This is a genomic window from Microbacterium sp. 10L49 (assembly GCF_056395125.1).
Genome location: NZ_JBFTIW010000003.1, coordinates 373174 through 398646 on the forward strand (window position 1 = coordinate 373174; position 25473 = coordinate 398646).

Annotated in this window: 23 protein-coding genes; 5 read left to right on the plus strand and 18 right to left on the minus strand. The window is 70.0% G+C overall.

Annotated features, from left to right (window positions below):
* Window positions 1-11 precede the first annotated feature (11 nt).
* From AC1DCT_RS09615 to AC1DCT_RS09660, 10 genes are all read right to left on the minus strand, one after another.
* A complete protein-coding gene (locus tag AC1DCT_RS09615) occupies window positions 12-737 on the minus strand; it encodes an aspartate/glutamate racemase family protein (RefSeq protein ID WP_477428815.1) in 726 nt (241 codons plus the stop codon).
* 17 nt (window positions 738-754) lie between these two features.
* Window positions 755-2284, minus strand: a complete 1530-nt coding sequence (locus tag AC1DCT_RS09620) for an NCS1 family nucleobase:cation symporter-1 (RefSeq protein ID WP_477428817.1) — start codon at window positions 2282-2284, stop codon at window positions 755-757.
* A gap of 176 nt (window positions 2285-2460) precedes the next feature.
* Window positions 2461-3474 carry a LacI family DNA-binding transcriptional regulator gene (locus AC1DCT_RS09625; RefSeq protein WP_477428819.1) on the minus strand — a complete coding sequence of 338 codons (1014 nt, stop codon included), beginning with the start codon at window positions 3472-3474 and terminating at the stop codon, window positions 2461-2463.
* A gap of 126 nt (window positions 3475-3600) precedes the next feature.
* Complete coding sequence (locus AC1DCT_RS09630; protein ID WP_477428821.1) at window positions 3601-4749, minus strand: glycerate kinase; 1149 nt, start codon at window positions 4747-4749, stop codon at window positions 3601-3603.
* Window positions 4750-4809: 60 nt separating this feature from the next.
* Complete coding sequence (gene gcl / locus AC1DCT_RS09635) at window positions 4810-6597, minus strand: glyoxylate carboligase (protein WP_477428823.1); 1788 nt, start codon at window positions 6595-6597, stop codon at window positions 4810-4812.
* Between the two features lie 129 nt (window positions 6598-6726).
* A complete protein-coding gene (locus AC1DCT_RS09640) occupies window positions 6727-7605 on the minus strand; it encodes a 2-hydroxy-3-oxopropionate reductase (RefSeq protein WP_477230172.1) in 879 nt (292 codons plus the stop codon).
* 31 nt (window positions 7606-7636) lie between these two features.
* Window positions 7637-8437 (minus strand): hydroxypyruvate isomerase family protein, encoded by an 801-nt coding sequence (locus AC1DCT_RS09645; protein WP_477428825.1) that lies wholly within the window; start codon window positions 8435-8437, stop codon window positions 7637-7639.
* A gap of 397 nt (window positions 8438-8834) precedes the next feature.
* Entirely contained in the window at window positions 8835-9656 is an 822-nt protein-coding gene (locus AC1DCT_RS09650) for a bifunctional allantoicase/(S)-ureidoglycine aminohydrolase (RefSeq protein ID WP_477428827.1), read from the minus strand.
* Complete coding sequence (locus AC1DCT_RS09655) at window positions 9653-10927, minus strand: DUF6986 family protein (protein ID WP_477428829.1); 1275 nt, start codon at window positions 10925-10927, stop codon at window positions 9653-9655. The genes AC1DCT_RS09650 and AC1DCT_RS09655 overlap by 4 nt, the downstream gene beginning before the upstream one ends.
* 5 nt (window positions 10928-10932) lie before the next feature.
* The gene (locus tag AC1DCT_RS09660; RefSeq protein ID WP_477428831.1) at window positions 10933-12324 is read right to left on the minus strand and encodes an NAD-dependent malic enzyme; all 1392 of its coding nucleotides are present in this window, start codon (window positions 12322-12324) and stop codon (window positions 10933-10935) included.
* Between the two features lie 191 nt (window positions 12325-12515).
* Between AC1DCT_RS09660 and AC1DCT_RS09665 the strand changes: the two genes are divergently transcribed.
* Window positions 12516-13316 (plus strand): IclR family transcriptional regulator, encoded by an 801-nt coding sequence (locus AC1DCT_RS09665; RefSeq protein WP_477230169.1) that lies wholly within the window; start codon window positions 12516-12518, stop codon window positions 13314-13316.
* Between the two features lie 281 nt (window positions 13317-13597).
* On the opposite strand, the gene aceE is transcribed toward AC1DCT_RS09665, so the two are convergent.
* Window positions 13598-16303 carry a pyruvate dehydrogenase (acetyl-transferring), homodimeric type gene (gene aceE, locus AC1DCT_RS09670; protein WP_477428833.1) on the minus strand — a complete coding sequence of 902 codons (2706 nt, stop codon included), beginning with the start codon at window positions 16301-16303 and terminating at the stop codon, window positions 13598-13600.
* Between the two features lie 113 nt (window positions 16304-16416).
* Between aceE and AC1DCT_RS09675 the strand changes: the two genes are divergently transcribed.
* Window positions 16417-17163 (plus strand): SDR family oxidoreductase, encoded by a 747-nt coding sequence (locus tag AC1DCT_RS09675; RefSeq protein WP_477428835.1) that lies wholly within the window; start codon window positions 16417-16419, stop codon window positions 17161-17163.
* A 253-nt stretch (window positions 17164-17416) separates the two neighbouring features.
* Here AC1DCT_RS09675 and pucL read toward each other — a convergent pair whose 3' ends face one another.
* The 6 genes from pucL to coaBC form a co-directional block, all read right to left on the minus strand.
* A complete protein-coding gene (pucL, locus tag AC1DCT_RS09680; RefSeq protein WP_441977923.1) occupies window positions 17417-18310 on the minus strand; it encodes a factor-independent urate hydroxylase in 894 nt (297 codons plus the stop codon).
* A gap of 12 nt (window positions 18311-18322) precedes the next feature.
* Window positions 18323-18664: a hydroxyisourate hydrolase gene (gene uraH / locus AC1DCT_RS09685; RefSeq protein ID WP_441977922.1), complete on the minus strand. Its 342-nt coding sequence runs from the start codon at window positions 18662-18664 to the stop codon at window positions 18323-18325.
* The gene (gene uraD / locus AC1DCT_RS09690) at window positions 18661-19164 is read right to left on the minus strand and encodes a 2-oxo-4-hydroxy-4-carboxy-5-ureidoimidazoline decarboxylase (protein WP_477428836.1); all 504 of its coding nucleotides are present in this window, start codon (window positions 19162-19164) and stop codon (window positions 18661-18663) included. Before uraD ends, uraH begins: the two co-directional genes overlap by 4 nt.
* A 236-nt stretch (window positions 19165-19400) precedes the next feature.
* Window positions 19401-19868, minus strand: coding sequence for a thioredoxin-dependent thiol peroxidase (bcp, locus tag AC1DCT_RS09695; protein WP_441977920.1), 468 nt, complete (start codon window positions 19866-19868; stop codon window positions 19401-19403).
* A 20-nt stretch (window positions 19869-19888) separates the two neighbouring features.
* Window positions 19889-20761, minus strand: coding sequence for an HpcH/HpaI aldolase/citrate lyase family protein (locus AC1DCT_RS09700; protein WP_477428837.1), 873 nt, complete (start codon window positions 20759-20761; stop codon window positions 19889-19891).
* 90 nt (window positions 20762-20851) lie between these two features.
* Window positions 20852-22069 (minus strand): bifunctional phosphopantothenoylcysteine decarboxylase/phosphopantothenate--cysteine ligase CoaBC, encoded by a 1218-nt coding sequence (coaBC, locus tag AC1DCT_RS09705; protein WP_477428839.1) that lies wholly within the window; start codon window positions 22067-22069, stop codon window positions 20852-20854.
* 188 nt (window positions 22070-22257) lie between these two features.
* Here coaBC and AC1DCT_RS09710 point away from each other — a divergent pair, with 188 nt between their 5' ends.
* From AC1DCT_RS09710 to AC1DCT_RS09720, 3 genes are read left to right on the plus strand one after another with little or no spacing between them, the layout of a single operon-like run.
* Complete coding sequence (locus AC1DCT_RS09710; RefSeq protein WP_477428841.1) at window positions 22258-22944, plus strand: NRDE family protein; 687 nt, start codon at window positions 22258-22260, stop codon at window positions 22942-22944.
* Window positions 22945-22979: 35 nt separating this feature from the next.
* Window positions 22980-23639: a lipoate--protein ligase family protein gene (locus AC1DCT_RS09715; RefSeq protein ID WP_441977916.1), complete on the plus strand. Its 660-nt coding sequence runs from the start codon at window positions 22980-22982 to the stop codon at window positions 23637-23639.
* Between the two features lie 58 nt (window positions 23640-23697).
* Complete coding sequence (locus AC1DCT_RS09720; protein ID WP_441977915.1) at window positions 23698-24207, plus strand: hypothetical protein; 510 nt, start codon at window positions 23698-23700, stop codon at window positions 24205-24207.
* 21 nt (window positions 24208-24228) lie between these two features.
* On the opposite strand, the gene AC1DCT_RS09725 is transcribed toward AC1DCT_RS09720, so the two are convergent.
* A complete protein-coding gene (locus AC1DCT_RS09725) occupies window positions 24229-25473 on the minus strand; it encodes a glycosyltransferase family 4 protein (RefSeq protein WP_477428843.1) in 1245 nt (414 codons plus the stop codon).

Sequence of the window (25473 nt, forward strand, 5' to 3'; positions counted from 1 at the left end):
GTGCTCCGGAATCAGCGCGCCGTCGCCGGGAAACCGGTGACGCGCTTCGGTCGGGGCGGGGCATAGGTGCGGACCTTGGAAGTGGTGAGCCCCAGGCGCACCAGGCTCTCGGCGACCTGGACGGCGGCCTGCACACCGTCCACGACCGGCACGCCGCACAACTCGACGACGCGGTCCTTGAGCTCGGCCATGCCGCCGCAGCCGAGGACGATGACCTCGGCGCGGTCGATCTCGACCGCCTTCTGCGCCTCGGCGGCGATCGCCTCGACCGCGCGCTCCGGATCCGACTCCAGCTCCAGCACGCCGAGACCCGAGGAACGCACCGAGGCGCACCGGCCGTGCAGTCCGGCGAGGATCAGCCGGTCCTCGATGAGCGGCACCGTCCGGTCGAGGGTCGTCACCACGGAGTACGAGCGACCGAGGTACATCGCGGTGGATGCGGCCGCCTCGGTGATGTCGACGACGGGCACGGTGAGCAGCTCCTGCAGGCCTTCGCGGCCGTGCTCGCCGTAGCCGGCCTGGATGACGGCGTCGTACTCGCCCTCATAGCGGACGACCTTGTCCATGACCGCGATCGCGGCGAGGTAGCTCTCGAAGTTGCCTTCGCAGCTCTCGGCGCCGAAGTCGGGCGTCAGGCCGATGATCTCCGTACCCGGTGACGCGGCTGAGCGTGCCGCCTCGGCGATGGCATCGGTCATCGCCTCGGTGGTGTTGACGTTCGCTATGAGAATGCGCATGGTGTTCCTCCTCGCGCTCAGTGGGTGACGTCCACCGCGATCGCGGTGCCGTCGACATCGTGGAACGGGCCGCGCCGGTCGGCGATGATCGCGTAGATGATCGCGGCGGATCCGGCGGCGACGAACCAGGAGAAGTCGCTGATGGCGTGGAAGACCGGCAGGAACGTGAACAGCAGCGACAGCGCGCCGGCGATGATCAGTGCGATCACGGCACGCGGGTTGAAGCCCTTGGTGTACGCGTACTCGCCCATCGGGGACTCCGAGTAGAGCTGGGGCACGTTGACCCGCTGCTTCTTGATCAGCCAGTAGTCGACCATGATGATGCCGAACAGCGGGCCGAGCAGGGCTCCGAGGCCGCCGAGGAAGACGCCGATCACGACCGGGGAGTTGTACATGTTCCAGGGGGTGATCACGATCCCGATCACGGCCGAGATCAGCGCGGCGCGGCGGAAGTTCAGATGCCGCGGGAACAGGTTGTTCAACGCATAAGTGGGAGCCACGAAGTTCGCCATCAGGTTGACCGCGATGGTCAGGGCGATCAGCGCCAGCGAGGCGAGTACCAGCAGGAACGTGTTCGGGATGGCGGAGACGATCTCGGAGGGCGATGTGATGAGCGTGCCGTTGATCTTGAAGCTGCCACCGGTGAGGATGACGACGATGACGCCGAAGAACAGCATGTTGATCGGGATGCCCCAGAAGTTGCCCTTCACGATCGCCTTGCGCGACTTGGCGCCGCGGGTGAAGTCGCAGAAGTTCAGCACGAACGTGCCGTAGATCGAGACCCACAGGGACGCCGCGCCCAGCATGTGCAGCCAGCTGTCGGCGCCTCCGGCGGACTTCGTGGGCGCCCAGTCGACCTGGAATCCGGACTGCACGAGAACCCAGACCGCGAGGATCACGAAAGTGGCGAGGATGATCGGGCCTGCGAAGGCCTCGTACTTGCGGATCATCTCCATGCCGTAGCTGACGATGATCACCTGGATGATCCACAACGCGACGAACGTGATCCAGCCGAGCGCCGACAGCCCGAGGAAGGACCCGCTCTGCAGGTTCGTGAGGCCCGGGGCGATCGCGATCAGCACGACCTGCAGCACCTGGGAGGCGAGGTAGGTCTGGATGCCGAACCAGGCGATCGCGACGCCGCCGCGGAGCAGGCCGGGGATCTGCGCGCCGTGGATGCCGAAGGCGACCCGGCTCATCACCGGGAACGGCACGCCGGTCTTCTCGCCCATGAATCCGGAGAAGGTCAGCAGCAGGAAGAGGAACAACGCGCCGAAGCCGAGCGCGCCCAGGATCTGCCCGCCGGACAGGCCGAGGGTGAACAATCCGATCGCGAATGCGTAGTTGCCCAGGCTGTGCACGTCGTTCGCCCAGAGGGTGAAGATGCTGTACGCGCTCCAGTGGCGGCTCTGGCGGTTGGTGGGAGCGAGGTCCCGGTTGTACAGGCGCGGACTGATTCCCGCCTGCACCGCGAACACGCCGGAGGGAGCCTCATCGAGCCCCTCAGAGCTCCGGCTCGGGACGTGGACGTAGTCATTGGACGTCATTGTGATTTGAACCCCTCTCGACGGCGACAGTGCCGTCGACACTCGATTTCACAATCCGGAATGAAGGTTTCGGATGCAGATATCGTCGCGCTCGGACGCGGAGGCGACAACACCGTTTGCACAATTTGGACAGGCACCCTCGCGTGCCGCGCCATCGGCGCTCCACCGGCGCGGGATCACGGGGCCGACTCGCCGCCTGACCCCGGCCGCCGTGTCGACGCACGTTCCACCAGATCGAACTCCAGTCGCAGATGCGACGTGAGCGGAGCGGCGCTGTTCAGCCGGCGCTCCAGCAGCCGCGTCAATTGCGACGCCCAGACCTGCATGTTGGCCTTCATCGCCGTGATCGGCACCGCGGCACGCTCGGCGATGACGCTGTCCATCATGTTCGCGACGAGCACGTCGTCGGGAACGCGAAGCCCGCGCGCCTGAACCGCCTCGATCGCTCCCACCGCGAACACGTCCGATGAGGTGAGGAATGCGTCGGGCGGGGTCGGCGTGCGCAGCAGCGACTCGGCCGCCGCCGCTCCGCCCTGCTGTCCACGCACCGGCTCCAGCTCCCTCACCAGCACGGGCAGCCCCCGCGCGCGCATCTCCTGGACGTAGACGCCGGCGATCGACTCCAGATACGTGTTCTGCGTCGATCCGACGATCAGCGCCGGGCGCTGCGCCCCCCGCTCCAGCAGGTGACCGAGGAGAATGCGCGCGTTGGCGACGTGGTCGGCGCTGATCCACCACGGGAAGTCGTCGTCGTCCGGATCCCGATCCAGCGTCACGGTCGGGATGTCGCGCTCGATGAGCGCACGGAGCACCTCGTCGCCACGGCGGGGATGCAGCAGCACGAAGGCGTCGAGCCGGCCGACCTGGGCGCCGATGTCCTCGAGCGTGAGGAACGAGGAGACGGAGAACCCGGCGCTCAGCAACGCGACCAGCACTGCGCCGGCGACGGAGGTGAAGGCGTCGGAGCCGGACGCGAACCCGCGGATGGCCTCGGGCGGGCGCAGCAGCAGGCCGACGGTGCGCTGTCCCGCATCGCGCTCCATCACGAAGCCGAGGTCGAACGCGGCCTTCAGCACCGCGGCCTTCGTCGCGGCCGATACCGGGCGATGCCCGCTGAACGCGTGCGAGGCCGTCGTCGGCGAGACACCGGCGAGGGCGGCCACGTCACGCAGACGCGGGCGCTCCGTCATGTGTCCACCTCGTCTGCGAGACCGTTCACCACATCCTCGGTATCGTTCACCGACCTCCGATCCTACGCGGCGGTGACGTCGGCGCCGCTGCCACGACGACGGATCCCGGCGATGACGGGCGGGCGCTCAGCGCCGCGGCACGAGCTCGCCGACCTCGGCGCCGATGCGGCGGCCCACCTCCGTGAGGAGAGCTGTGGCCTCGGCCATGCTGCGGGCCGGATCCGGCTCGAGCTCGCTGAGCGCGTACACGCGCTCGAACCCGGCCGACCTGGCCGCCTCGGCGCTCAGCGTGGAGCGGCCGCACACGGCGATGACGGGGATGCCCGCCGCGCGCGCAGCCGCGGCCACGCCGAGCGGGGTCTTGCCGCCCAGGCTCTGGTCGTCCAGGCTGCCCTCGCCGGTGATGACGAGGTCGGCCCGGGAATCGCCGGCGCCCAGCGCGTCGGCGAGGCCGGTGAGGCGCTGCACGACCTCCACGCCGGGCTCGCGCCGGGCACCGAGTGCGGCCAGGGCGGCATAGCCCACCCCGCCGGCGCCGCCCGCTCCGGGCAGTGTCGTGGCGGCGCGGATTCCGGGCTGCTGCTCGAGCAGCGCGGCGTAGCGGGCGAGGGCCGCGTCGAGCACGGCCACGTCCTGGGGGCTCGCCCCCTTCTGCGGGCCGAACACCGCCGGAGCGCCACGCTCGCCGAGCAGCGGGTTGTCGACGTCGCTCGCGAGCACGATCTCGACCCCGGCGAGACGCGGATCCAGATCCGACACGTCCACCGCGGCGATGCGCGCGAGCGCCCCGCCGCCCCCCGGCAGCTCCTGCCCCTCGGCATCCCGCAGCGAGACGCCGAGCGCCTGCAGCATCCCTGCACCGCCGTCGGTGTTGGCGCTGCCGCCGATGCCGAGCACGATGCTGGTCGCGCCGTGGTCCAGCGCCGCCGCGATCAGCTCTCCGGTCCCGCGGCTGGTGGCGCCGAGCGCATCCTTGACGCCGCCGGGCAGCTGGTCCAGTCCGCTCGCGGCGGCCATCTCGATGATGGCCTGCTCCCCCCGCACGCCGAAGCGCGCCTCGACGGGCTGCCCCGTGGGCCCCGTCACCGTCGCGGTGACCGCCTCGAATCCGGCGGCGAGGGCGGCGTCGACCGTACCCTCTCCGCCGTCCGCGACGGGGACCGCGTCGATGGCGGTCCCCGGCGCGGTCGCGGTGATCCCGGCCGCGAGTGCGGCCGCGACCTCGGGTCCGGTGGCGGAGCCCTTGAATTTGTCCGAGGCGATCAGGATGCGCATGGCCACCTTTCTGGTTTCCGGTCGGCTACGCCTACAGGCTACGGCTCAGCGGGCGCCGGCTCAGTCCAGCAGCGCGTAGATCGCCTCGGGAGCGTCGGCGGGCGACGTCGCGAGGTCCTCGAACTCGTTCATGGTGTCCAGATCCGCACCCATCGCGATGTTGGTGACGCGCTCGAGGATGACCTCGACGACCACCGGCACCTGGAACTCGTCGCGCAGACGCTGGGCCTCCGCGAAGCCTGCGGCGAGGTCCTCGGGGCGCTCGACGCGCAGCGCCTTGGCACCCAGACCCTCAGCGACCTTGACATGGTCCACGCCGTAGCCCGTGGCGATCGAGGACGAGTCCTGCGGAGTGTTCACGTTGTCGAATGCCAGCGACACCTCGTAGTCCATCTCGAAGCCGCGCTGCGACTGACGGATCAGGCCCAGGTAGCTGTTGTTCACGACGACGTGGATGTAGGGCAGCTTGTGCTGCGCGCCGACGGCGAGCTCCTCGATCATGAACTGGAAGTCGTAGTCGCCGCTCAGCGCGACGACCTGCTCGCCGGGCTTGCCGCGCACGACGCCGAGAGCCGCGGGACCGGTCCAGCCCAGCGGGCCGGCCTGGCCGGCGTTGATCCACTTTCGCGGACCGTAGGCGTGCAGCAGCTGCGCGCCGGCGATCTGGGAGAGGCCGATCGTGGTGACGTAGGTGGTGTCGCGGTCGAACGCCGAGAGCATCTCCTGGTAGACGCGGTGCGGCTTCATCGGCACGTTGTCGAAGTTGGTCTTGCGCTGCAGGCGCGCCTTGCGGTCGCGGCACTCCTCGGCCCAGGAGTTGTAGTCGGGCAGCTCGGCGACGCGCTCGCGGGCGGCCTCGAGCAGCACGTCGATGAACGCGCCGGCGTCGGAGACCACGCCGTAGTCGGGTGCGAACACGCGGCCGATCTGGGTGGGCTCGATGTCGACGTGCACGAACGTGCGGCCCTTGCGGTAGGTGTCCAGGCCGCCGGTGTGACGGTTGGCCCAGCGGTTTCCGATGCCGAGCACGAAGTCGCTCTCCAGGAAGCTCGCGTTGCCGTAGCGCTGCGAGGTCTGGATGCCGACCAGGCCCGCGGCGAGCGGGTGGTCGTCGCCGATCGCGCCCCAGCCCATCAGGGTCGGGAACACGGGCACGCCCAGGGTCTCGGCGAGCTCGACGAGCTTCTCCGAAGCGCCCGAGTTCACGATGCCGCCGCCTGCGATGATCGCCGGGTGCTTCGCTGCCACGAGCAGGTCGAGCACCTTCTCGGCCTGCGCGCGGGTCGCAACGGGCTTGGCCACGGGCAGCGGCTCGTAGGTGTCGATGTCGAACTCGATCTCGGTCATCTGCACGTCGAACGGCAGATCGATCAGCACCGGGCCGGGGCGGCCGGAGCGCATGATCTGGAACGCCGACTGGAAGACGCCGGGCACCTGCGCACCCTCGAGGACGGTCTTGGCGAACTTCGTGACCGGCTTCGCGATCGACGCGATGTCGACGGCCTGGAAGTCCTCCTTGTCGAGCTTCGCCACCGGCGCCTGACCGGTGATGCAGAGCATCGGGATGGAGTCGGCGATCGCGGCGTAGAGGCCCGTGATCATGTCGGTGCCGGCGGGGCCGGAGGTGCCCAGGCACACGCCGATGCGGCCGTCGCCGGTGCGGCTGTAGCCGTCGGCCATGTGGCTCGCGCCCTCGACGTGGCGGGCGAGGGTGTGCCGGATGCCGCCGTTGGCGCGGATCGCGGAGTAGAGGGGGTTGATGGCGGCGCCGGGGAGGCCGAACGCCTCGTCCGCGCCTTCCTTGATCAGGATCTGGACGATCGCGTCGACTGCACGCATGCGGGTCATGGGAGTTTCCTTAAGTCTGGGTTGTGGTCGTTGAGCGAGCGAAGCGAGACGAAACGCGGTGCCCCGTCAGTGACGCCGTTTCGTCTCGGTCGCCTGCGGCGTCCTCGCTCAACGACCCCGAAAAATGGGTCAGTTCTTGCCGGAGAGCTCGGTGGTGAGCTTGAACAGGCCCGAGTGATCCAGGCCCCCGTCGCCGCGGGCGACGAGCGCGTTCACGAGCTGTGCGACAGCGGCGCCGAGCGGGACGGTGACCCCGACCGAGCGTGCCGCGGAGGTGACGATGCCCAGATCCTTGTTGTGGAGGGCGAGGCGGAAGCCGGGCGCGAAGTCGCGGTTCAGCATCTTCTGGCCCTTCTGGTCGAGGACCTTGGATCCGGCGAGTCCCCCGCCGAGGACCTTGAGTGCGGCGTCCGTGTCGACGCCGAACGCCTCGAGGAACGTGACCGCCTCAGCGAGCGCCTGGATGTTGACGGCGACGATGAGCTGGTTGGCGGCCTTCACGGTCTGGCCGGCACCGGCGGGACCGACGTGCACGATGGTCTTGCCGATCGCGTTCAGGACCGGTTCGGCCTTGGCGAAGTCATCCGGGGATCCGCCGACCATGATCGACAGGACGGCATCGATCGCGCCCTGCTCGCCGCCGGAGACGGGGGCGTCGACGACGCCGAGGCCGGCGGCGACCGCCTCCTCGGCGAGCTCCTTGGCCACGTCGGGGCGGATCGAGGAGTTGTCGATCCAGAGCGCGCCGGCCTTCGCGTTCGCGAAGACCCCGTCCGGGCCCTGCACGACACCGGCCACGTCCGGGGAGTCCGGGACCATCGTGATGATGACGTCGGCGTCCTTCACGGCGTCGGCGATGCCTGTGGCACCCGTGCCGCCGGCGGCGACGAGCTTGTCGATCGCCTCCTGGCTGCGGTTGTAGCCCGTGACGTCGTAGCCGGCGGTGACGAGGTTCTTGGCCATGGGCAGGCCCATGATGCCGAGGCCGATGAATGCGATGCGGGTCATGTCTTCGCTCCTTCGCGGGAAATCTGGTGGGTCAGGCCTGGGCGGCCGCGGTGGTGATCCAGGCGAAGGGATCCGCCTGGGTGGCCTTGTACTCGAGACCGATGACGCCGTCGTAGCCGCCGGCCTGAGCGTCGGCGATCCACTGCGCGAGCGGCAGCTCGCCGGTGCCGGGCTCGCCGCGGCCGGGGGCGTCGGCGATCTGGATGTGGCCGAACTCGGCGGCGTGGCCGGCGATCACCGCGGGCACGTCGTCGCCGTTGACGGCGAGGTGGTAGAAGTCGGCCAGGAGCTTGACGTTGTCGACGCCCTCCTCCTGCTGCACGCGCTCGATGATCGCGAGCGCGTCGGCCGCCGTCTTCAGCGGGTAGGTCTCCATGCCGCTGACCGGCTCGAGCAGCACGACGCCGCCGAGCTCGGCGACCGCGCGACCCGCCGCGGCGAGGTTGCGCACGGCCAGGTCGTCCTGCGCCTTCGGGTCGACGCCCTCGAGGCGGTTGCCGTACAGGGCGTTGAAGGCCTTGGTGCCGAGGCGGTGGCCGATCTCGACGACGACGTCGATGTTCGCGGCGAACTCGTCCTCACGACCCACCCACGACACCAGGCCGCGGTCGCCGCCCGGCATGTCGCCCGCGAAGAAGTTCAGACCCGTCAGCTGCACGCCGGCGTCCTGGATCGCGGCGACGAACGCGTCGACCTCGTCCTGCGCGGGAACGGCGACGGAGAACGGCCACCAGTACTCCACGGCGTCGAAGCCGGCGGCCTTCGCGGCGGCCGGGCGCTCCAGGATCGGCAGCTCGGTCAGCAGGATCGAGGCGTTGACGGTGTAGCTCATGAGATCGTCCTTGATGTCTGTCTCGGGTTTCGGGCTATTTCCGAATTGTGGAAATAAAATCTTGATTGATGAAAGTTTAGGCTGGGAGGGTGCGGTTGTCAACGGGTCGCGGGACCCGGATCCGCGTCCTCTTCGGCTCCCCTCGGCTCTCCCTCGCCGTGAAGATCGATTTCGTCGCTCCCTGAGCGCTGGGAGAGGCGTTTTCCATCTCTCCGGCCGGTGCGCGTCCGAAGAGAGATGGATTTCGCCGCTCCACGCCCGCTGGGAGAGACGTTTTCCATCTCCACAGTGGATCCGAGGGGCGTTTTGGGCGCCGCACTCACGGGGACAACGAACGCCGCCCACCCGAGGGCGAGCGGCGTTCGAGGGGCCTTTCGACAGGCCCGCTTCCCGAGCGTCAGGTGAGCTTGATCTGACGGTTCATGTCCTTGTACAGCAGGTAGCGGAAGTCCTCGGGGCCACCGGCGTAGCAGGCCTGCGGGCAGAACGCGCGCAGCAGCATGTAGTCGCCGGCCTCGCACTCCACCCAGTCGTCGTTGAGCCGGTAGACGGCCTTGCCCTGCAGCACGAACAGGCCGTGCTCCATGATGTGCGTCTCGGCGAACGGGATGGATCCGCCCGGCTTGAACGTCACGATGTTGACCTGCATGTCGTGCGCCATGTCGCTCGCGTCGGAGAAGCGGGTGGTGGCCCAGACATCGTCGGTGTCCGGCATCGAGACGGGCTCGATGTCGTTGTCGCTCGTGACGAAGGACGCCGGAGCGTCGACGCCCTCGAGGTACTCGTAGGCCTTGCGGATCCAGTGAAAGCTGGTGATCTCGGATCCCTCGTTCGCGAGCGACCACTGCGCGCCCGGCGTGATGAAGGCGTAGCCGCCCGCCTCGAGCACGTGCCGCTCGCCCTCGAGCGTGAGGGTGAGCTCGCCGGTCGTGACGAAGAGCACGCTCTCCACTCCGGCCTCCGGCTCGGGCTTGGCCGCCTCTCCCCCGGGCGCGATCTCGACGATGAGCTGCGAGAACGTCTGCGCGGAGCTCGGCGTGGGACGCGCGATGATCCATGCCCGCGTGTTCGAGAACCCGGGCAGGCTGCTGGTGACGATGTCGCGCATCACGCCCTTCGGGATGAAGGTGTAGGCGAGCTTGACGACCGCGCGGTCGGTGAGCAGGTCGGTCTGCGGGGGCAGCCCGCCGGCGGGCGTGTAGTAGGTGCGGGTGCTCAAGAGACGGCCTCCTTGGTTGCGAGTTTCGGGTGTGCGAGGCGGACCAGCTCTGCGGGCTCGGATCCGGTCGCGGAGCGGACCTCGTCGGCCGTGAGCGCGCCGCACTCCAGGCCGCGCACGACGAACCGCGCCAGGGCACGGGCCGTGGCCGGCTCGTCCATGATCGTGGCGTCGCTGCCGTGCAGGTAGTTGTCCAGGCGCTTGGCGGCCGCGGCGAACCCCTCGCGGTAGAACGCGTAGGTCGCGAGGTACCGAGTCGGCAGTTGGGCGGCGTGCAGGTCCCAGCCCTGGTAGTAGCCGCGCTCGAGCGAGCGCCGCACCAGGCGGGCGTGCAGCTTCCACGCCTCGATGACGTGGTCCGGATCGCCGACGGGGATCACGTTCGTGGATCCGTCCGAGATCCGCACGCCGGTCTCGGCGACCGCCACCTGCATGACCTGCTTGGCGAAGTCGGCGGCGGGGTGCTCCATGGACTGGTAGGCCGCGGCGATCTGCAGCGAGGAGCTGTAGTCGTAGGTGCCGTAGTGCAGCGCACTCACCCGACCGTCGGCGCGGTGCAGCAGCGTCGCGACCGGAACGGATCCGTCCGCGGCGACGATGAGCTGCGGCGTCTCCATCTGCACCTCGAAGCGCAGCCGGCCCGCGGGCAGCCCGAGGCGCTCCTCGAACCGCTCGCACAGCGAGACCATCGCCTCGACCTGCTCGACCGTGGTGACCTTGGGCAGCGTCAGCACCAGGCCGTCCGGCAGCGGACCGTTCGCGGCCAGCGTCGACAGGAAGAGGTCGAGCGTGCGGATCCCGCGCCGGCGCGTGGGCGCCTCGAAGCACTTGAACCGGATCCCGATGAACGGGGGCGCGACGCCGGCGGCGACGGCCTGAGCCACCCGCTCGGCGGCGAGGACCGCATCCGCGTCCTCCTCGTCGTCACCGCGAGCGCCATAGCCGTCCTCGAAGTCGAGGCGCAGATCCTCGATCGGCTCGGCGACGAGCTTGGCGTCCACGAGAGGCGCGAGCTCGTCGGCGAGCGCACCGAGGCCGACAGCCTGGGCGAGCGCCACGGTGCCGCCGAAGTCCGCCACGGCCTGTGCGGCCGTCTGGCCGAACTGCGCCGGCAGGTCGAGCCGGAACCGGTCGGCGGGTACGTACAGGGTGTGCACGGGCTGGCGGGATCCGTCATCGCCGGGGTACTCGGTCTTCAGCAGCGTGTCGGTGCCGGAGAGGCGGGCGTCGATGTCGGCGAGGTCGGCCTCGCCCAGGGTGCCTGCGGACAAAAGGCTCACTCCTTCGACGACTCGACGACGCGCACGATCGCCTCGGCGACGGCGCCGGCCACGAGCGGGTCGAAAACGCTGGGGATGATGAAGCTCGCGTTGAGCTCGTCCTCACCGACCCGCTCCGCGATCGCCTGCGCAGCTGCGACCAGCATAGGCGGGGTGATGTCCGACACGCCCGCGTCGAGGAGGCCGCGGAAGAACCCGGGGAACGCCAGCACGTTGTTGATCTGGTTCGGGAAGTCGCTGCGCCCGGTGGCGACCACGGCCGCGTGCTTCGACGCCACGATCGGGTCGACCTCGGGGGTGGGGTTCGCCATCGCGAACACGATCGCGTCGTCGGCCATGCCGGCGATGTCGTTCTCGTCGAGCACGTTCGGAGCGCTGACGCCGATGAACACGTCCGCGCCGACGAGCACCTCCTTGAGGGTGCCCTTGGCGTTACGGGGGTTGGTGGTGGCGGCGAGCTCGATGCGGTGCGCGTCGGTGTACTCCTCGTCGCGGTTGATCGCGCCGTTGCGGCCGCAGGCCACGATGTCGACGGCCCCCTCGGCGAGCAGCAGCTGCACGATCGCGTTGCCGGCGGCGCCGACGCCCGACACGACGATGCGCACCTCGCCGATCGTCTTGTCGACGACCTTGAGGGCATTCTGCAGGGCGGCGAGCGTGACGATCGCGGTGCCGTGCTGGTCGTCGTGGAAGACGGGGATGTCGAGCTCGTCGCGCAGTCGCGCCTCGATCTCGAAGCAGCGCGGGGCGGCGATGTCCTCGAGGTTCACGCCGCCGTAGACCGGGGCGATCGCCTTGACGATCTGAATGATCTCCTCGGTGTCCTTGGTGTCGAGGCAGACCGGCCAGGCGTCGACGTTCGCGAACTGCTTGAACAGCGCGGCCTTGCCCTCCATGACGGGCAGCGCGGCCTCGGGTCCGATGTCGCCCAGACCCAGCACGGCCGTGCCGTCGGTGACGACGGCGATCGTGTTGCGCTTGACGGTGAGCTGGCGGGCCTTGCTCTTGTCCTCGGCGATGGCCATGCAGACGCGGGCGACACCCGGGGTGTACGCGCGGGAGAGGTCGTCGCGGTTGCGCAGCGGCACGCGCGGCACGACCTCGAGCTTGCCGCCCAAGTGCATCAGGAACGTGCGGTCGCTGACCAGACGGACCGTGACCCCCTCGAGGGCATCGATCGCGTCGCGCACCTGATCGGCGTGCTCCTCGCCGGTGGTGTTGCAGGTCAGGTCGACGACGATGGTCGACGGGTGCGACTCGACGACGTCGAGCGCGGTCACGACGGCGCCGGCGGCCGCGGCCGCCGCGGCGAGCTCGCTCGTGACGGTGAAGTTGGACGGCGCGTCGATGCGCAGCGTGATCGAATTTCCGGGACCCGGGTTCGCCATGATTCCTCCTCATCGAGGCGTCCCGGGCGGAGGCCTCGGGCGCTGTTGCGGTGATGAACTGTTTACAAGTTTCGTATTGTGGACACTATTATCTCTATCGTGGAAGTTTCGCGCAAGATGAGATTCGGATCCTCTTGGATTTCCGGCTCGGGACTCTCGCATGATGGAATTACCCAAGGACGGGAGCTGACATGGCAGAGAATCCGAGCACCACAGGCGTGAAGGTCACGGAGCCGAAGACCGGCAGAAGCGCGGGATCGGGCGTGCAGTCGGTCGAGCGCGTGTTCGAGCTGCTCGAGCTCGTGACGGATGCCGGCGGCGATGTGACGCTCAGCGAGCTGTCCGCGTCGACGGACCTCCCTCTTCCGACCATCCACCGGCTGCTGCGGACCCTGGTCTCGCTCGGCTATGCGCGTCAGCTGCCGAACCGGCGCTATGCGCTCGGGCCGCGCCTGATCCGCATCGGCGAGGGCGCATCCCGCCAGTTCGGCGCGCTCGCCCGCCCGCAGCTGAAGAGCCTGGTGGACGCCCTCGGCGAGAGCGCGAACATGGCTGTGCTCGACGGCGACATGGTCGTGTACGTCGCCCAGGTGCCCTCGCAGCACTCCATGCGCATGTTCACCGAGGTCGGCCGCCGTGCCAACGTGCACGACACCGGCGTCGGCAAGGCGATCCTCGCCCAGCTCGATGACGACGTCGTGCGCGGCATCGTGGGCCGCACCGGCATGACCACCCCCACCGAGTACAGCATCGGCACCGTGGACGCGCTGCTGAAGGAGCTGGATCTGATCCGCGAGCGCGGATACTCGATCGACGAGCAGGAGCAGGAGATCGGCGTGCGCTGCTACGCGATGGCCGTGCCCGGCGCCCCCACACCGACGGCGGTGTCCGTGTCCGGTCCGATCGCGCGCGTCACCGAGGAGTTCGCCCAGCGCGCCGTGCCGCGGCTGCGCGAGGCCGCCGCCGCGATCGCCGCCGACCTGCAGGCCTAGCCGGCTCGGGGGCCCGCACCGGGGGCATCCCGGAGGTCCCTGAGGGCCCGCCCGGGGGTGACGTCCCCACAACTCCGAAGGACGGATGCAATTCCGCAGGACGGATCCACGGATCCTGTCCTCTGGAGTTGCATCCGTCCTTTTTCTGGATCGTTGAGCACGGGGTCGTTGAGCGAGCGCAGCGAGACGAAACGCGGCGCCCTCCCGAGGTCCGCTTCGAGAGGCACCGCGTTTCGTCTCGGTCGTGCTTCGCGCGTCCTCGCTCAACGACCCGGGACCGACTACTCCGCGTCGGTGCCGCTCGTGCCGGCGTTGACGTCGAGCAGGCGGTACTTCTCGGCGGCCCGGGCCGGGATCGACGCGTCGATCTCGCCGCGCTTCGCGAGCAGCTGGAGCGTCCGCACCACGACCGACGGGCCGTCGATCTTGAAGTACCGGCGGGCGGCGGCGCGGGTGTCCGAGAAGCCGAAGCCGTCGGCGCCCAGGGTGGCCCAGTCGTTCGGGACGAACTGGCGGATCTGGTCCGGCAGATCCTTCGCGTAGTCGCTCACCGCGACGATCGGGCCGTGGGATCCGGCCAGCTGCGAAGCGAGGAACGACGTGCGCGCACCGCGTCCGAGGAACTCGTCCTCCTCGGCGGCGACCGCGTCGCGACGGAGCTCGGTCCACGAGGTCACCGACCACACGTCGGCGTCCACACCCCAGTCGTCGCGGAGCAGTTGCTGCGCCTCCTGGGCCCAGGTCACGCCGATGCCCGACGCGAGCAGGTGCGCCTTGGGCGCCTCGACCGGGGCGATCCGGTGGATGCCGCCCAGGATCCCGGCCACGTCGACGCCCTCGGGCTCGGCCGGCTGCACGATCGGCTCGTTGTAGACCATGAGGTTGTAGATGTAGTTGCGGTCGGTCGAGTCCGCGCCGTACATGCGCTCGATGCCGGCGCGCATGATGTGGCCGATCTCGTAGCCGAATGCCGGATCGTACGTGATCACCGCGGCGTTCGTCGCCGCGAGAAGCGGCGAGTGCCCGTCGGCGTGCTGCAGCCCCTCACCGGTGAGCGTGGTGCGCCCGGCGGTCGCCGAGATCAGGAAGCCGCGCGTCATCTGGTCGGCGGCCGCCCACAGCGAGTCGCCGGTGCGCTGGAAGCCGAACATCGAGTAGAACACGTACACCGGCACAAGCGGCACGCCGTGGGTCGCGTACGCGGTGCCCGCCGCAGTGAAGGCCGCGATGGATCCGGCCTCGTTGATGCCGACGTGCACGATCTGACCCGCCGTCGACTCCTTGTACGAGAGCACGATGTCACGGTCGACGGCGAGGTAGTTCTGCCCGTTCGGGTTGTAGATCTTCGCAGTCGGGAAGAACGCGTCCATGCCGAAGGTGCGCGCCTCGTCGGGGATGATCGGGACGATGCGCTTGCCGAACTCGGGGTCGCGCATGAGGTCCTTCAGCACCCGCACGAACGCCATGGTGGTCGCGGCCTGCTGCTTGCCGGATCCGCGAGCCGCCACCTCGTACGCCTTGGGGTCGGGCAGGGCGATCTCGCCGGAGGCGTTCGGGCGCCGCTCGGGCAGGTACCCGCCGAGCGCCGCACGACGCTCCTGCATGTAGCGGATCTCGGGGGCGTCGGCGCCGGGGTGGTAGTACGGCGGCTCGTAGGGGTTCGCCTCGAGCTGCTCGTCGCTGATCGGCACGCGCAGGTGGTCGCGGAAGTCCTTGAGGTCCTGCAGCGTCATCTTCTTCATCTGGTGCGTGGCGTTACGCGCCTCGAACCGCGGGCCGAGACCGTAGCCCTTCACCGTCTTGACGAGGATCACGGTGGGCTTGCCGTTGTGCTCCATCGACTGCTGATACGCCGCGAACACCTTGCGGTAGTCGTGGCCGCCGCGCTTGAGGCCCCAGATCTCGTCGTCGCTGAGGTGCTCGGCGAGCTTGAGCGCGCGCGGGTCGCGTCCGAAGAAGTTCTCCCGGATGAACGCGCCCGACTCGCCCTTGTACGTCTGGTAGTCGCCGTCCACGGTCGTGTTCATGACGTTCAGCAGCGCCCCCTCGGTGTCGGCGTCGAGAAGCGCATCCCACTCCCGGCCCCAGACGACCTTGATGACGTTCCAGCCCGCGCCGCGGAAGAAGCCCTCGAGCTCCTGAATGATCTTGCCGTTGCCGCGCACCGGGCCGTCCAGGCGCTGCAGGTTGCAGTTCACGACGAAGGTGAGGTTGTCGAGCTTGTCGTTGGCGGCGAGTTGCAGCAGCCCGCGGCTCTCCGGCTCGTCCATCTCGCCGTCGCCGAGGAACGCCCAGACGTGCTGGTCGCTGGTGTCCTTGAGCCCGCGGTTGTGCAGGTAGCGGTTGGACTGCGCCTGGTAGATCGCGTTCATCGGGCCGATGCCCATCGACACGGTCGGGAACTCCCAGAACTCCGGCATGAGCCGGGGATGCGGGTAGGAGCTCAGGGCATGCCCCTCGCGGGACTTCTCCTGGCGGAAGCCGTCGAGGTCCTCGTCGCTGAGGCGGCCCTCCATGAACGCGCGGGCGTACATGCCGGGCGAGGCGTGGCCCTGGAAGTAGATCTGGTCGCCGCCGCCGGGGTGGTCCTTGCCGCGGAAGAAGTGGTTGAAGCCGACCTCATACAGGGTCGCGGCGCCCGCGTAGGTGGAGATGTGGCCGCCGACGCCGATGCCGGGGCGCTGCGCGCGATGCACCAGGATCGCGGCGTTCCAGCGCATCCAGGCGCGGTAGCGGCGCTCGAGCTCCTCATCGCCGGGGTAGGCGGGCTCATCGGCGACCGAGATCGTGTTGATGTAGTCCGTGGTCGCGTTCGGCTCGTCGACCACGCCGGCGCGGGCGGCCAGCGTGCGCACGATGTGCTCGCCGCGCTCGGCGCCGCGCTGGGCGACGAGCGCATCCAGCGACTCGAGCCACTCGGCGGTCTCTTCGGGGTCGTGATCCAGGGTCTCGGATCCGAGGGCGGCGGAGCTGCTCTGTTCGTGCATCTTCGGCCTTTCTGTGGGATGTATCGGGAGGCTGCCGGTCGGGCAGCGGGGCTGATCTGCTAGATGTAGGTGGCTGCGGGTTGCGCAGCGGGTCTGAGGTTCGAGGAGTGACGATGAGCGGACGCATCGCCGTGGTGACGGGTGCAGGATCGGGGATCGGGCGCGCCGTGGCGCGCACGATGCTGGAGGCCGGCTACCGCGTGGCGCTGGCAGGGCGGCGCGAGGCTGCGCTGGCGGAGACGGCGGCCTGGCATCCGGACGCGCTGGTGCTCCCGACAGACGTGACGGTCGAGGCCGAGGTGGACGCGCTCTTCGACCGCGTGGTGCGGGAGTGGGGCCGCGTGGACGTGCTGTTCAACAACGCCGGCGCGTTCGGCCCCGCGGTCTCGGCGGCGGACATCGAGCTCGCCGATTGGGAGCAGACACTCGCGGTCAACCTCACCGGCGCGCTGCTCTGTGCACGGGGTGCGATGCGCGTGATGCGCGCGCAGAGTCCGCAGGGCGGCCGCATCATCAACAACGGATCCATCTCCGCCCAGGCGCCCCGCCCGCTGTCCGTGGCGTACGCCGTGAGCAAGCATGCGCTCACGGGGCTGACGAAGTCCGTCGATCTCGACGGCCGACCGTTCCGGATCTCCTGCGGTCAGATCGACATCGGCAACACCCGCACCGAGATCATGGACGAACTCGGTGTCGGATCCGGGGCGCTGCAGGCCGACGGCAGTCGCAGAGTCGAGCCCACCTTCGACGTCGAGGCCGCGGCGCGCACCGTGCTGCTCATGGCGGATCTGCCCACGGAGGCCAACATCGGCGCACTCACGATCACCGCGAGCGGGATGCCATTCGGCGGGCGCGGCTGAGGGATCGCGGGGGTTCGCGATCATCGGCGGACCTCCTCGTCCCTGCGCCCTCGTGTCGTGGCCGCGGGTTCGTGCTCGATTCCGGATCCGATTGATTTCAGATCGTGGAAGGTTTCTTTCAGATTGCGTAACTATTGTCCTCCCGCGAGGGACGCCTTGTCAAGGCTCCGAGGCATCCCGCTCGCCCGGAGACGACGAATGCGGGGCCCGGCGAACCGGGCCCCGCATTCTCGTGTCGGCAGTGGTGCAGCGCTCAGCAGAAGCCTGCGATGCCGTCCCACGACCAGTGGTCGGCGTCGGCGCCATCACGCAGGAACGACGCCTCGATGAGGCCGTAGGGACGGTCGGCGGCGAAGAACACCTCGTTCGGGTTCTCCAGGCCGAACGGCGACAGGTCCACGACGAAGTGGTGCTTGTTCGGGGTCGAGAAGCGGATCTCGTCGATCTCGGGGTGCGCCTCGAGCACGGCCTCGGCCATCTCCTTCAGCGTGTGCTGCAGGGCGTAGGAGTAGTTGCGCGAGAAGCCGGCGAGGAGCAGGCGACGGACGTCCGCGTAGACCTCGTTGAAGTCGAGGTCGTTGCGGTTGTAGCGCCACTTGGCCGTCACCGAGGTGGCGAGGATGCGGTCCTCGGTCTCGGGGAGGGTCGTGTACTTGTCGCGCGGGTAGCCGACGAAACCACTCGCGGTCGACTTGAGGACCGTGAGGTCCTGCAGGCCCGCGATGATCGTGGTGTCGTCGCCGTCGATCTGCACGACCGCGGTGCGGGTCTCGGTGCCGCCGCGCACGAACGCGTGGTCGTGCTCGCCGTTGTCGCCCTCGATGCGCAGCCAGGTGTACTGCTCCGCAGCCCAGCGTCCGCCGGTCACCCAGTCGAACTCGCCGGTGAAGTGACGACCCAGACGCACGAGGAACTCCTCCGGGCTGCCGATGCCGTCCTTGGCGAAGGCGTAGACCGTGTTCTTCTGGGTATCGGTGGCGACGACGTTCTCGTTGTTGCCGTCGAAGTGCGCGGAGGCGAAGTCGCCGCGCAGCTGCGAGGTGACGTTCAAGTCCTCGATCTCGTGGCGGTCGGTGTCGCGGGTGATGCGGACGACCCGGTTCTCGGCCTTGCCGTACTGGTTCTTGCCCAGGATGATGTTCGTCATTTCGGATCCCTCTTAGCTTCCTCGGTAGGTGGAATAGGCGAACGGACTGAGCAGCAGCGGCACGTGATAGTGCGCCTGCTCGGCGTCGACCTGGAAGGTCAGCACCACCTCCGGGAAGAAGGCGTCCGTCTTGATGCCGGCGAAGTAGGCCGCGGTGTCGAACCGGAGTCGGTAGGCACCGCTCTCCAGCCGCTCCGGGCCGAGCGCTTTCACCCGCCCGTCAGCATCGGTGAGGCCCGTACCGATCCCCGACCACCCGTCGCCGACTCGGGCCTCGAGTACGACGGCGACGCCGGACGCAGGGCGCCCGAGTGTGGTGTCCAGGATGTGGGTGGTCACGTGGGAGACGCTCATGCGCTCGCTCCTTCGGTCTCGATGGCCGCCGCGAGGCGCAGCGCTGCGATCTCGCGCAGCTGCTGGTCCACGACGGCGAGCTCCTGCTCGTCGGTGCTGCCGAGCCGCTCGCGCAGCAGGGCCAGGATGTCCTGGGCGCTGCGGCCGGCGGCGCGGATGAGGAAGACGCGGTCGAACCGCTCCTCGTAGGCGCGGTTCCCCTCGGCGAGGGCCGCGGCCGTGACCTCATCGACGCTCGGCTGCTCGCGACGCGAGTGCGCGGCCTCGGCGCTGGTGCCGTCGACCTTCGCGCCGATGCGGGGGTGGTGCGCGAGCGCCCCGTCCAGCTCGGCCTCGGTGAGCGGCGCCGCGGCCTCGAGGGCGGCGGCGGAGAGCGCGTCGACCGAGGGGTACGGGCGGCCGTCGACGATCGCGTCGATCCAGCGGGTGATGTCCAGTGCGGGCTTCACGACGGCGATGGCGTCGTCGCGGCCGACGGAGTTGAACTCCTCGAGCAACATCTTCGATCCTCAGACCATGCTGGCATCCGGCGTGTAAGGGCTATACGGACGGATCCTATCGACAGGATCCGATCTCATCCAAGGGAGGCGTTTCCGTATGCCGGAACTGTTGTTTCAGCATGTGTAACTAGTGTGCGGAGCGGATCCGCGGTTGTCAACCCCCATTTCGAGTCGTCCCCCTCAGCACGACCGATGGCTCGTGCTGAGGGGGACGACTCGCTGGTGGTGGATCGGATTCAGACGCCGAGCTCGGCGCGCAGGCGCGCCACGTGGCCCGAGGCGTCGACGCCGTACTCGGCGCGCTGCACGACGCCGTCGCCGTCCAGCACGAACGTGGAGCGGATGACGCCGTCGAAGGTGCGGTCGCCCACGGTCTTCTCCCCCCACACGCCCCACGCCCGCGCCACGGCGGCGTCGGTGTCGGCGAGCAGCGGGAAGGTCAGGCCCTCCGCCTCGGAGAACGCGCGGATGTCGGCGACCTCGTCGGGCGAGACGCCGATCACGGAGTAGCCGGCGGCGTCGAGCGACGACAGGTTGTCGCGGAAGTCGCAGGCCTCGGTGGTGCAGCCGGGGGTCGCAGCCTTGGGGTAGAAGTACACGACGACGTTGCGTCCGCGGTAGTCCTCGAGCGAGACACGAGCGCCGTCGGCGTCGTCGAGGGCGAAGGCGGGCGCGGTGTCACCGGGGGCGAGGCGAGTGGTCATGATGTCTCCGTTCGGATGGGTCAGCGGGTGGGCAGCACGCCGAAGGCCTCGGCGAGATGCATGATCTTGCGGGCGCGGCCGAGACGGGGCAGGTCGCTGCCGTCGCGGACGATGCGACCGCGCGCGTCGAAGTCCTCGAGGAACTCGTAGGCCCACTCGACATCGGTGCGGGTGGGGCTGATGACCTCGTTGACGACAGGGGTCTGGTCGGCCTGCAGGCAGAGCTTTCCGGTCATGCCCATCGACACGGTGATGGCCGACTGCTCGCGCAGGATCGGGTGACTGGATCCGACGGTCGGACCGTCGATCGGGCCTGGGAGCCCTCCCGCACGGCTGGAGATGACCAGGCGCGCCCGCGGGTAGGCCATGGCCTCCCGATCGGCGGACATGCCGGTGTCGCGGCGGAAGTCGCCGCTGCCGAAGGCGAGCCGGAACACGCCCTTGGCCCGGGCGATCTCCGTGGCGTTCTCGATGCCGATGGCCGACTCCACGAGCGCGACGACGGGCACCTTCGCACCCAGGCGGTTGAACGTGTCCATGACCTGGCCGCCGTACTCGGTCTTGGCGAGCATGACGCCTTGCAATCCGGGGGCGTCGCGCAGTCCGTCCAGATCCGGGGACCAGTGCTCGCTGGTCGCGTCATTGATGCGCACCCAGGCGCGGTGGGGGTTGCCGTCCTCATCGGCACCGTGCAGCCAGCGCACGACGTCATCCCGCGCGGAGTCCTTGTGGCTCGCATCGACGGCATCCTCGACGTCGAGGATCACGGCGTCGGCGTGCGAGCGGGCCGCGTCGTCGAACGTCTCCGGCCTCGTCGCTGCGACCAGGAGCCACGAGCGCGCCAGCTCCGGCGCGATCTCGCGCGGACCAGGGGTGGGCAGCGGAGCGTTCATGCTATTCCATTCTGTGAAACTCTACTTTTACAATACGAAAACTGTACTCCTGCGTGCAAGCGGGCGCCAGCCTGGTGCCCGGCGCGGGCCTCAGTCGCGCAGGGCGACCACAGCGTCCCACAGCGCCGCGGCGACGGTGCGCTTGGACCCGGCCACCGCCGCGACGACCGCTCCCTCGGGGCCGATGATCTCCACGGCGTTGTCGTGCTTCTCGAACCCGTGCTCGGCGTCGGCGAGGTTCACGCCGAGCAGATCGGCGCCCTTGCGCTCGCGCTTGCGGCGGGCGCGCTCGCGCCGCGCCTCGGGATCCGTCGCGGTCTCCGCGGCGAAACCGACGAGGACCTGCCCCTCCGGCGCCGCACCCGCGCGGCGGGCTGCGCCGAGGGCCGCCAGCACATCCTCGTTCTCGACGAGGTCGATCCGCTCGAGGATCCCGTCCTCCTTGGTGAGCTTGTGCGCGGCGGCCTGCGCGGGCCGGTAGTCGGCGACGGCGGCAGCCATGACCACGGCATCCGCACGGGTCGCGGCCTCCTTCACCGCGGACGCGAGCTGAGCCGCCGTGGCGACGGGACGGATCCGGATCCGCGGATGGCTCGCCGCCGCGAGGACGTCTCGCGCGAGGTTAGCCGCGACGAGCTCGACCTCGGCGCCTCGGGTCGCCGCCTCGACGGCGAGGGCCGCACCCTGACGGCCGCTGGAGCGGTTGCCGAGGTAGCGCACGGGATCGATCGGCTCGCGCGTGCCACCCGCGGAGACCACGACCGCCAGGCCGGCGAGGTCCTGCGGGGCGAGCAGGCGCAGCGCGGCCTCGGCGATCGCCTCGGGTTCGCTCATCCGGCCGGGTCCGCTGTCGCCGCCGGCGAGCTCGCCGTCGTCGGGCCCGATCAGGTGCACACCGCGGTCGGAGAGCGTGCGGATGTTCGCCTGGGTCGCGGGGTGCGCCCACATCTCGGCGTGCATCGCGGGGGCGATGAGCACGGGCGCGGTGGTGGCCAGCAGCGTCGTCCCGAGCAGGTTGTCGGCGATGCCCGCGGCCATGCGCGCGATCGTGTTCGCCGTGGCGGGGGCGACGACGACCAGATCGGCGCCCTGGCCGAGCGCGACATGGCGCACCTTCGCCACGTCGTCGTGCACGCTCGTCGTGACCGGGTTGCGGCTGATCGCCTCCCACGTCGGCGCGCCCACGAAGCGCAGCGCATCCTCGGTGGGGACGACTGTGACCGCGTGCCCGGCCTTCACCAGGAGCCGCACGAGCTGCACCGACTTGTAGGCCGCGATGCCGCCGGAGACCCCCACCACGATGTCCATCCCTCGATTCTGCCATTCGGCGCCGTGCCCGGGCCTGGAGCGCTCGTCGACCGGATCCGGATCCCATCGGGGTCGTTGAGCGAGCACGGAGCGCAGCGAGGAGCGAGACGAAACGCGGTCGTCTCGCGGGATGACGTAGGCGCGGCCCATCCGGATCCGGTGGCCCGCGCCCTGCCTAGACTGATCCCGTGTGCACGGTCGTGATCGAGGTCGACGGGACGGGGGCGCGGCTGCTGGCCGTGCGGGATGAGGATCCGTTGCGCGAGTGGGATGCGCTCGGCGAGTGGTGGCCCGAGCACCCCGGCGTCATCGGGATCCGCGACCGCCGCGCCGGCGGAGCCTGGCTCGCCGTCGACCCGGAGTCGCGCCGGCTGGCCGTGCTGCTGAACCGCGCCGACGTGCTCGACCTGCCCGACGAGCTGGCCGTCTCTCGCGGCACCCTCGCACTGGCGTCCGTGGCGGGCGTCTCGCCGAGCGGCTCGGAGCGCATGCACGGCTTCAATCTGCTCGAGGTCTCCCCCGCCGGTGCCCGCGTGCTGTCGTGGGACGGCACCACGCTGTGCGAGACCCCGGTGCCGACGGGCGTGCACATGATCGCGCACTCGGATCTGGACGATCCTGAGACCGCGCGCATCGCGCGCTGGCTGCCCGAGTTCCGCGCGCACCCGACGCAGGATGAGGACTGGCCGCAGTCCTGGATCCGGCTGCTCGCGACGACCGCGGAACTGGATCCGGCCGACGACCGCGCGATCATCCGCGACAACCGCCCGCACGGCTATCCCACGCAGTCGCTGCTCTACTGCACGGCTTCGGTCGGCGCGGAGGGCGTCGACGTGCGCGACCACGCCCTGCCGGCGCCGGCGCACTGGGGCTGACGGTGCCCGCGGGATCCTCCGATCGCCTCGTCCCCGTGCGCGGAGACGTCATCCGTCAGTCGTCCCCACGCACGAACGACCTCGAGCGATCCGTCGAACTCCTGCGCCAGGTCGCTTCCGGGGACGGTCCTGAGCGGGTGCTGCGCCTGTACACGCCGGCGCCGACGCTCGCGCTGACGCGGCGGGAGAGCCTGATGCCGGGCTGCCAGACCGCCGTGTCCGCGGCCGAGCGCCTCGGGTTCGCGCCGGCGATCCGCCCGACCGGCGGCCGCGCCGTCGCCTACGACGAGACGTGCCTCGTCTTCGACCTCGTCGAGCGCGAGGAGGCGCATGCCGACCCCACCGCGTTCTTCGCGCAAACGGGCAGGACGATCGTCGACGCGCTGCGCGGGCTCGGCGTCGACGCCCGTCTGGGTGAGGTGCCCGGCGAGTACTGCCCCGGCGAGTACAGCATCAACGCCCGCGGCGCCGTGAAGCTCGTCGGCACCTCGCAGCGCGGTGTGCGCGGCGCACGCCTGCTCAGCGGGATGCTCGCGTTCGGCCCCGTCGACCGCTTCGTCGCCGTGCTCACGGAAGCCAACGCCGCACTGGGGCTCGACTGGGATCCGCAGACGTTCGGATCCATGCTCACCGAGGCGCCGGCGGTCTCGCGCGACGACGTCGAGAACGCGCTGGCGGCGGCGCTCATCGCCTGACCGACATGGGCAGCGCTGCCCATGTCGCGAATGCGCCGGTGCCGGTAGCGTCGGCGACATGAGCGATCCCCAGCAGCAGTTCCCGCCCGCACCCGGCGCGCAACCGCCCGCGACCGCGTCGACTCCCCCGCAGCCGCCCTACGGATCCACGCCCGCCTATCAGCCGGCATATCCCGGAGCCACCGCGCAGAACGGCCATCCTGCCGGGGCGCAGAACGGCCTGCCTGCGACGGCCGGGGCGGGCCGCAGTGCGGACGGCAGCGCCCGCGTCGCCCTGGTGCTGGCGATCGTGAGCGTCGCACTGGGCGTGCTGTACACCTTGCTCTTCCGCTTCGCGATCATCCGACTCTCGTACGACTTCCACCTGGGCGCAGGGGTCATCGGGACTTACAGCCTCGTCGGGCAGACCCTGCTCTTCCTCGCTTACGCCGTCACGCTGATCTTCGGGATCCTCGGCGCCCGCGGCAGTCGATCGGTGCAGGCGGGTATCGCGATCGGAGTCGGTGGCGCAGGCATCATCGGCATCGCGTTCGCTCTGCTGTCGAACGTGATCCCCACGTCGTTCTGACGGATCCGTGTTCCGCCGGGCTCAGCCTGCGATCGCGCGACCGTAGACCTCGAGCATCGCGGCCGTCCGCGACGACTGCCGGAAGTCGGCGGCGACCTGCGGGTCTGGCTCGGGCGCACGGCCGGCCGCGATGTCCGCGGTGGCGATGCGCAGCGTGTCCGCCAGAGCCGCGATCCGGCGGGATTCGTCGGCGCCGACGTCGGGCACGGCCCACAGCCCGCCGCGCAGCTCGCTCGCGATGTCGGGGTCGCTCACGACCGTCGGGGTGCCCAGGGTCGCCGCTTCGAAGGGCGTCATCCCCTGCGTCTCGAAGCCGATCGACGTCTGCACCACCGCGTCGGCCGCAGCGATCCGGGCGAGCACGTCGGCGTAGCCGATCCGGCCGGCGAAGTGGATGCCGGGGCGCACCGCGCGTGCGGCGATGCGCTCGGCGGCGCGGCGCTCTCCCCCGCCTCCGACGATCTCGATGTCCGCATCGACGTCGCTCGCGACGACGGCCTCGAGGAACGGCAGCAGACGCTTCTCCGGGCTCATCCGGCCGAGCCAGATGAACCGCGGCCGCCCCGGCTTCCGCTCCGTGCCCGGTCCCTGAGCCTGTCGAAGGGCGGCGAGCACCTGCTCGCGCACCTCGTCGTCGATCCCGTTCCAGATCACGTCCACGGATCCGAAGACGCCGTGCTGCTCGAGCCGGCGGGCGAAGTGCCCCGACGGCGCGGTCACCGCGCGCGACTCCGCGGCGATCCCCGCGAGGTACGCCCACCCGTCGACGCCGCGCGGCTGCACCCCGATCCCGCGCAGCGCCGCACGGCGCCACAGGTTCAGCGCGCCGAGCACGGGCTTGTGCAGAGGGGTCACCGCGGCGATCCCGACGTCGACGCGGTTGTGCATGGTGTGCACGGCGGGGATGCCGTGCCGGTGCGCGAAGCGGTGCCCGATGTACGCGCCCCAGAAGTCGGCCTGCACGTGCACGAGGTCCACGGGCGGCCGGCGGGTGAGCGCACGGTCGAGGAAGCGGTCGGTGCGCCGTCCCGGCCACGTCAGCGAGTACTCGCGGTCGGCCGTGATCGGGATCGACGGGAGGTCGACGTAGCCAGGGTCGCCCGCGGCCGCGGCGAGCCGGGCCGATCCCGGAGCCGAGTGCATCCGCGGCGCGACGATCGTGACCGTGTGACCCGCCCGCTCCAGGTACTTCCGCTGCAGTCGCATCGAGACCTGCGCCCCGCCCAGCGACTCGGCGTGCTGGTCGCCGAAGAAGACGATGTGCAT

Coding starts and splice junctions, on each gene's coding strand:
- AC1DCT_RS09660 (WP_477428831.1), bottom strand. CDS start 12,324: ATGGCGAACCCGGGTCCCGGAAATTCGATCACGCTGCGCATCGACGCG.
- AC1DCT_RS09665 (WP_477230169.1), top strand. CDS start 12,516: ATGGCAGAGAATCCGAGCACCACAGGCGTGAAGGTCACGGAGCCGAAG.
- AC1DCT_RS09630 (WP_477428821.1), bottom strand. CDS start 4,749: ATGCGCATCCTGATCGCCTCGGACAAATTCAAGGGCTCCGCCACCGGA.
- AC1DCT_RS09725 (WP_477428843.1), bottom strand. CDS start 25,473: ATGCACATCGTCTTCTTCGGCGACCAGCACGCCGAGTCGCTGGGCGGG.
- AC1DCT_RS09640 (WP_477230172.1), bottom strand. CDS start 7,605: ATGACCCGCATCGCATTCATCGGCCTCGGCATCATGGGCCTGCCCATG.
- AC1DCT_RS09700 (WP_477428837.1), bottom strand. CDS start 20,761: ATGAACGCTCCGCTGCCCACCCCTGGTCCGCGCGAGATCGCGCCGGAG.
- bcp (WP_441977920.1), bottom strand. CDS start 19,868: ATGACCACTCGCCTCGCCCCCGGTGACACCGCGCCCGCCTTCGCCCTC.
- pucL (WP_441977923.1), bottom strand. CDS start 18,310: ATGACGAACATCATCCTGGGCAAGAACCAGTACGGCAAGGCCGAGAAC.
- AC1DCT_RS09615 (WP_477428815.1), bottom strand. CDS start 737: ATGCGCATTCTCATAGCGAACGTCAACACCACCGAGGCGATGACCGAT.
- AC1DCT_RS09720 (WP_441977915.1), top strand. CDS start 23,698: ATGAGCGATCCCCAGCAGCAGTTCCCGCCCGCACCCGGCGCGCAACCG.
- coaBC (WP_477428839.1), bottom strand. CDS start 22,069: ATGGACATCGTGGTGGGGGTCTCCGGCGGCATCGCGGCCTACAAGTCG.
- AC1DCT_RS09625 (WP_477428819.1), bottom strand. CDS start 3,474: ATGACGGAGCGCCCGCGTCTGCGTGACGTGGCCGCCCTCGCCGGTGTC.
- uraH (WP_441977922.1), bottom strand. CDS start 18,664: ATGAGCGTCTCCCACGTGACCACCCACATCCTGGACACCACACTCGGG.
- AC1DCT_RS09675 (WP_477428835.1), top strand. CDS start 16,417: ATGAGCGGACGCATCGCCGTGGTGACGGGTGCAGGATCGGGGATCGGG.
- uraD (WP_477428836.1), bottom strand. CDS start 19,164: ATGTTGCTCGAGGAGTTCAACTCCGTCGGCCGCGACGACGCCATCGCC.
- AC1DCT_RS09620 (WP_477428817.1), bottom strand. CDS start 2,284: ATGACGTCCAATGACTACGTCCACGTCCCGAGCCGGAGCTCTGAGGGG.
- gcl (WP_477428823.1), bottom strand. CDS start 6,597: ATGACCCGCATGCGTGCAGTCGACGCGATCGTCCAGATCCTGATCAAG.
- AC1DCT_RS09645 (WP_477428825.1), bottom strand. CDS start 8,437: ATGAGCTACACCGTCAACGCCTCGATCCTGCTGACCGAGCTGCCGATC.
- aceE (WP_477428833.1), bottom strand. CDS start 16,303: ATGCACGAACAGAGCAGCTCCGCCGCCCTCGGATCCGAGACCCTGGAT.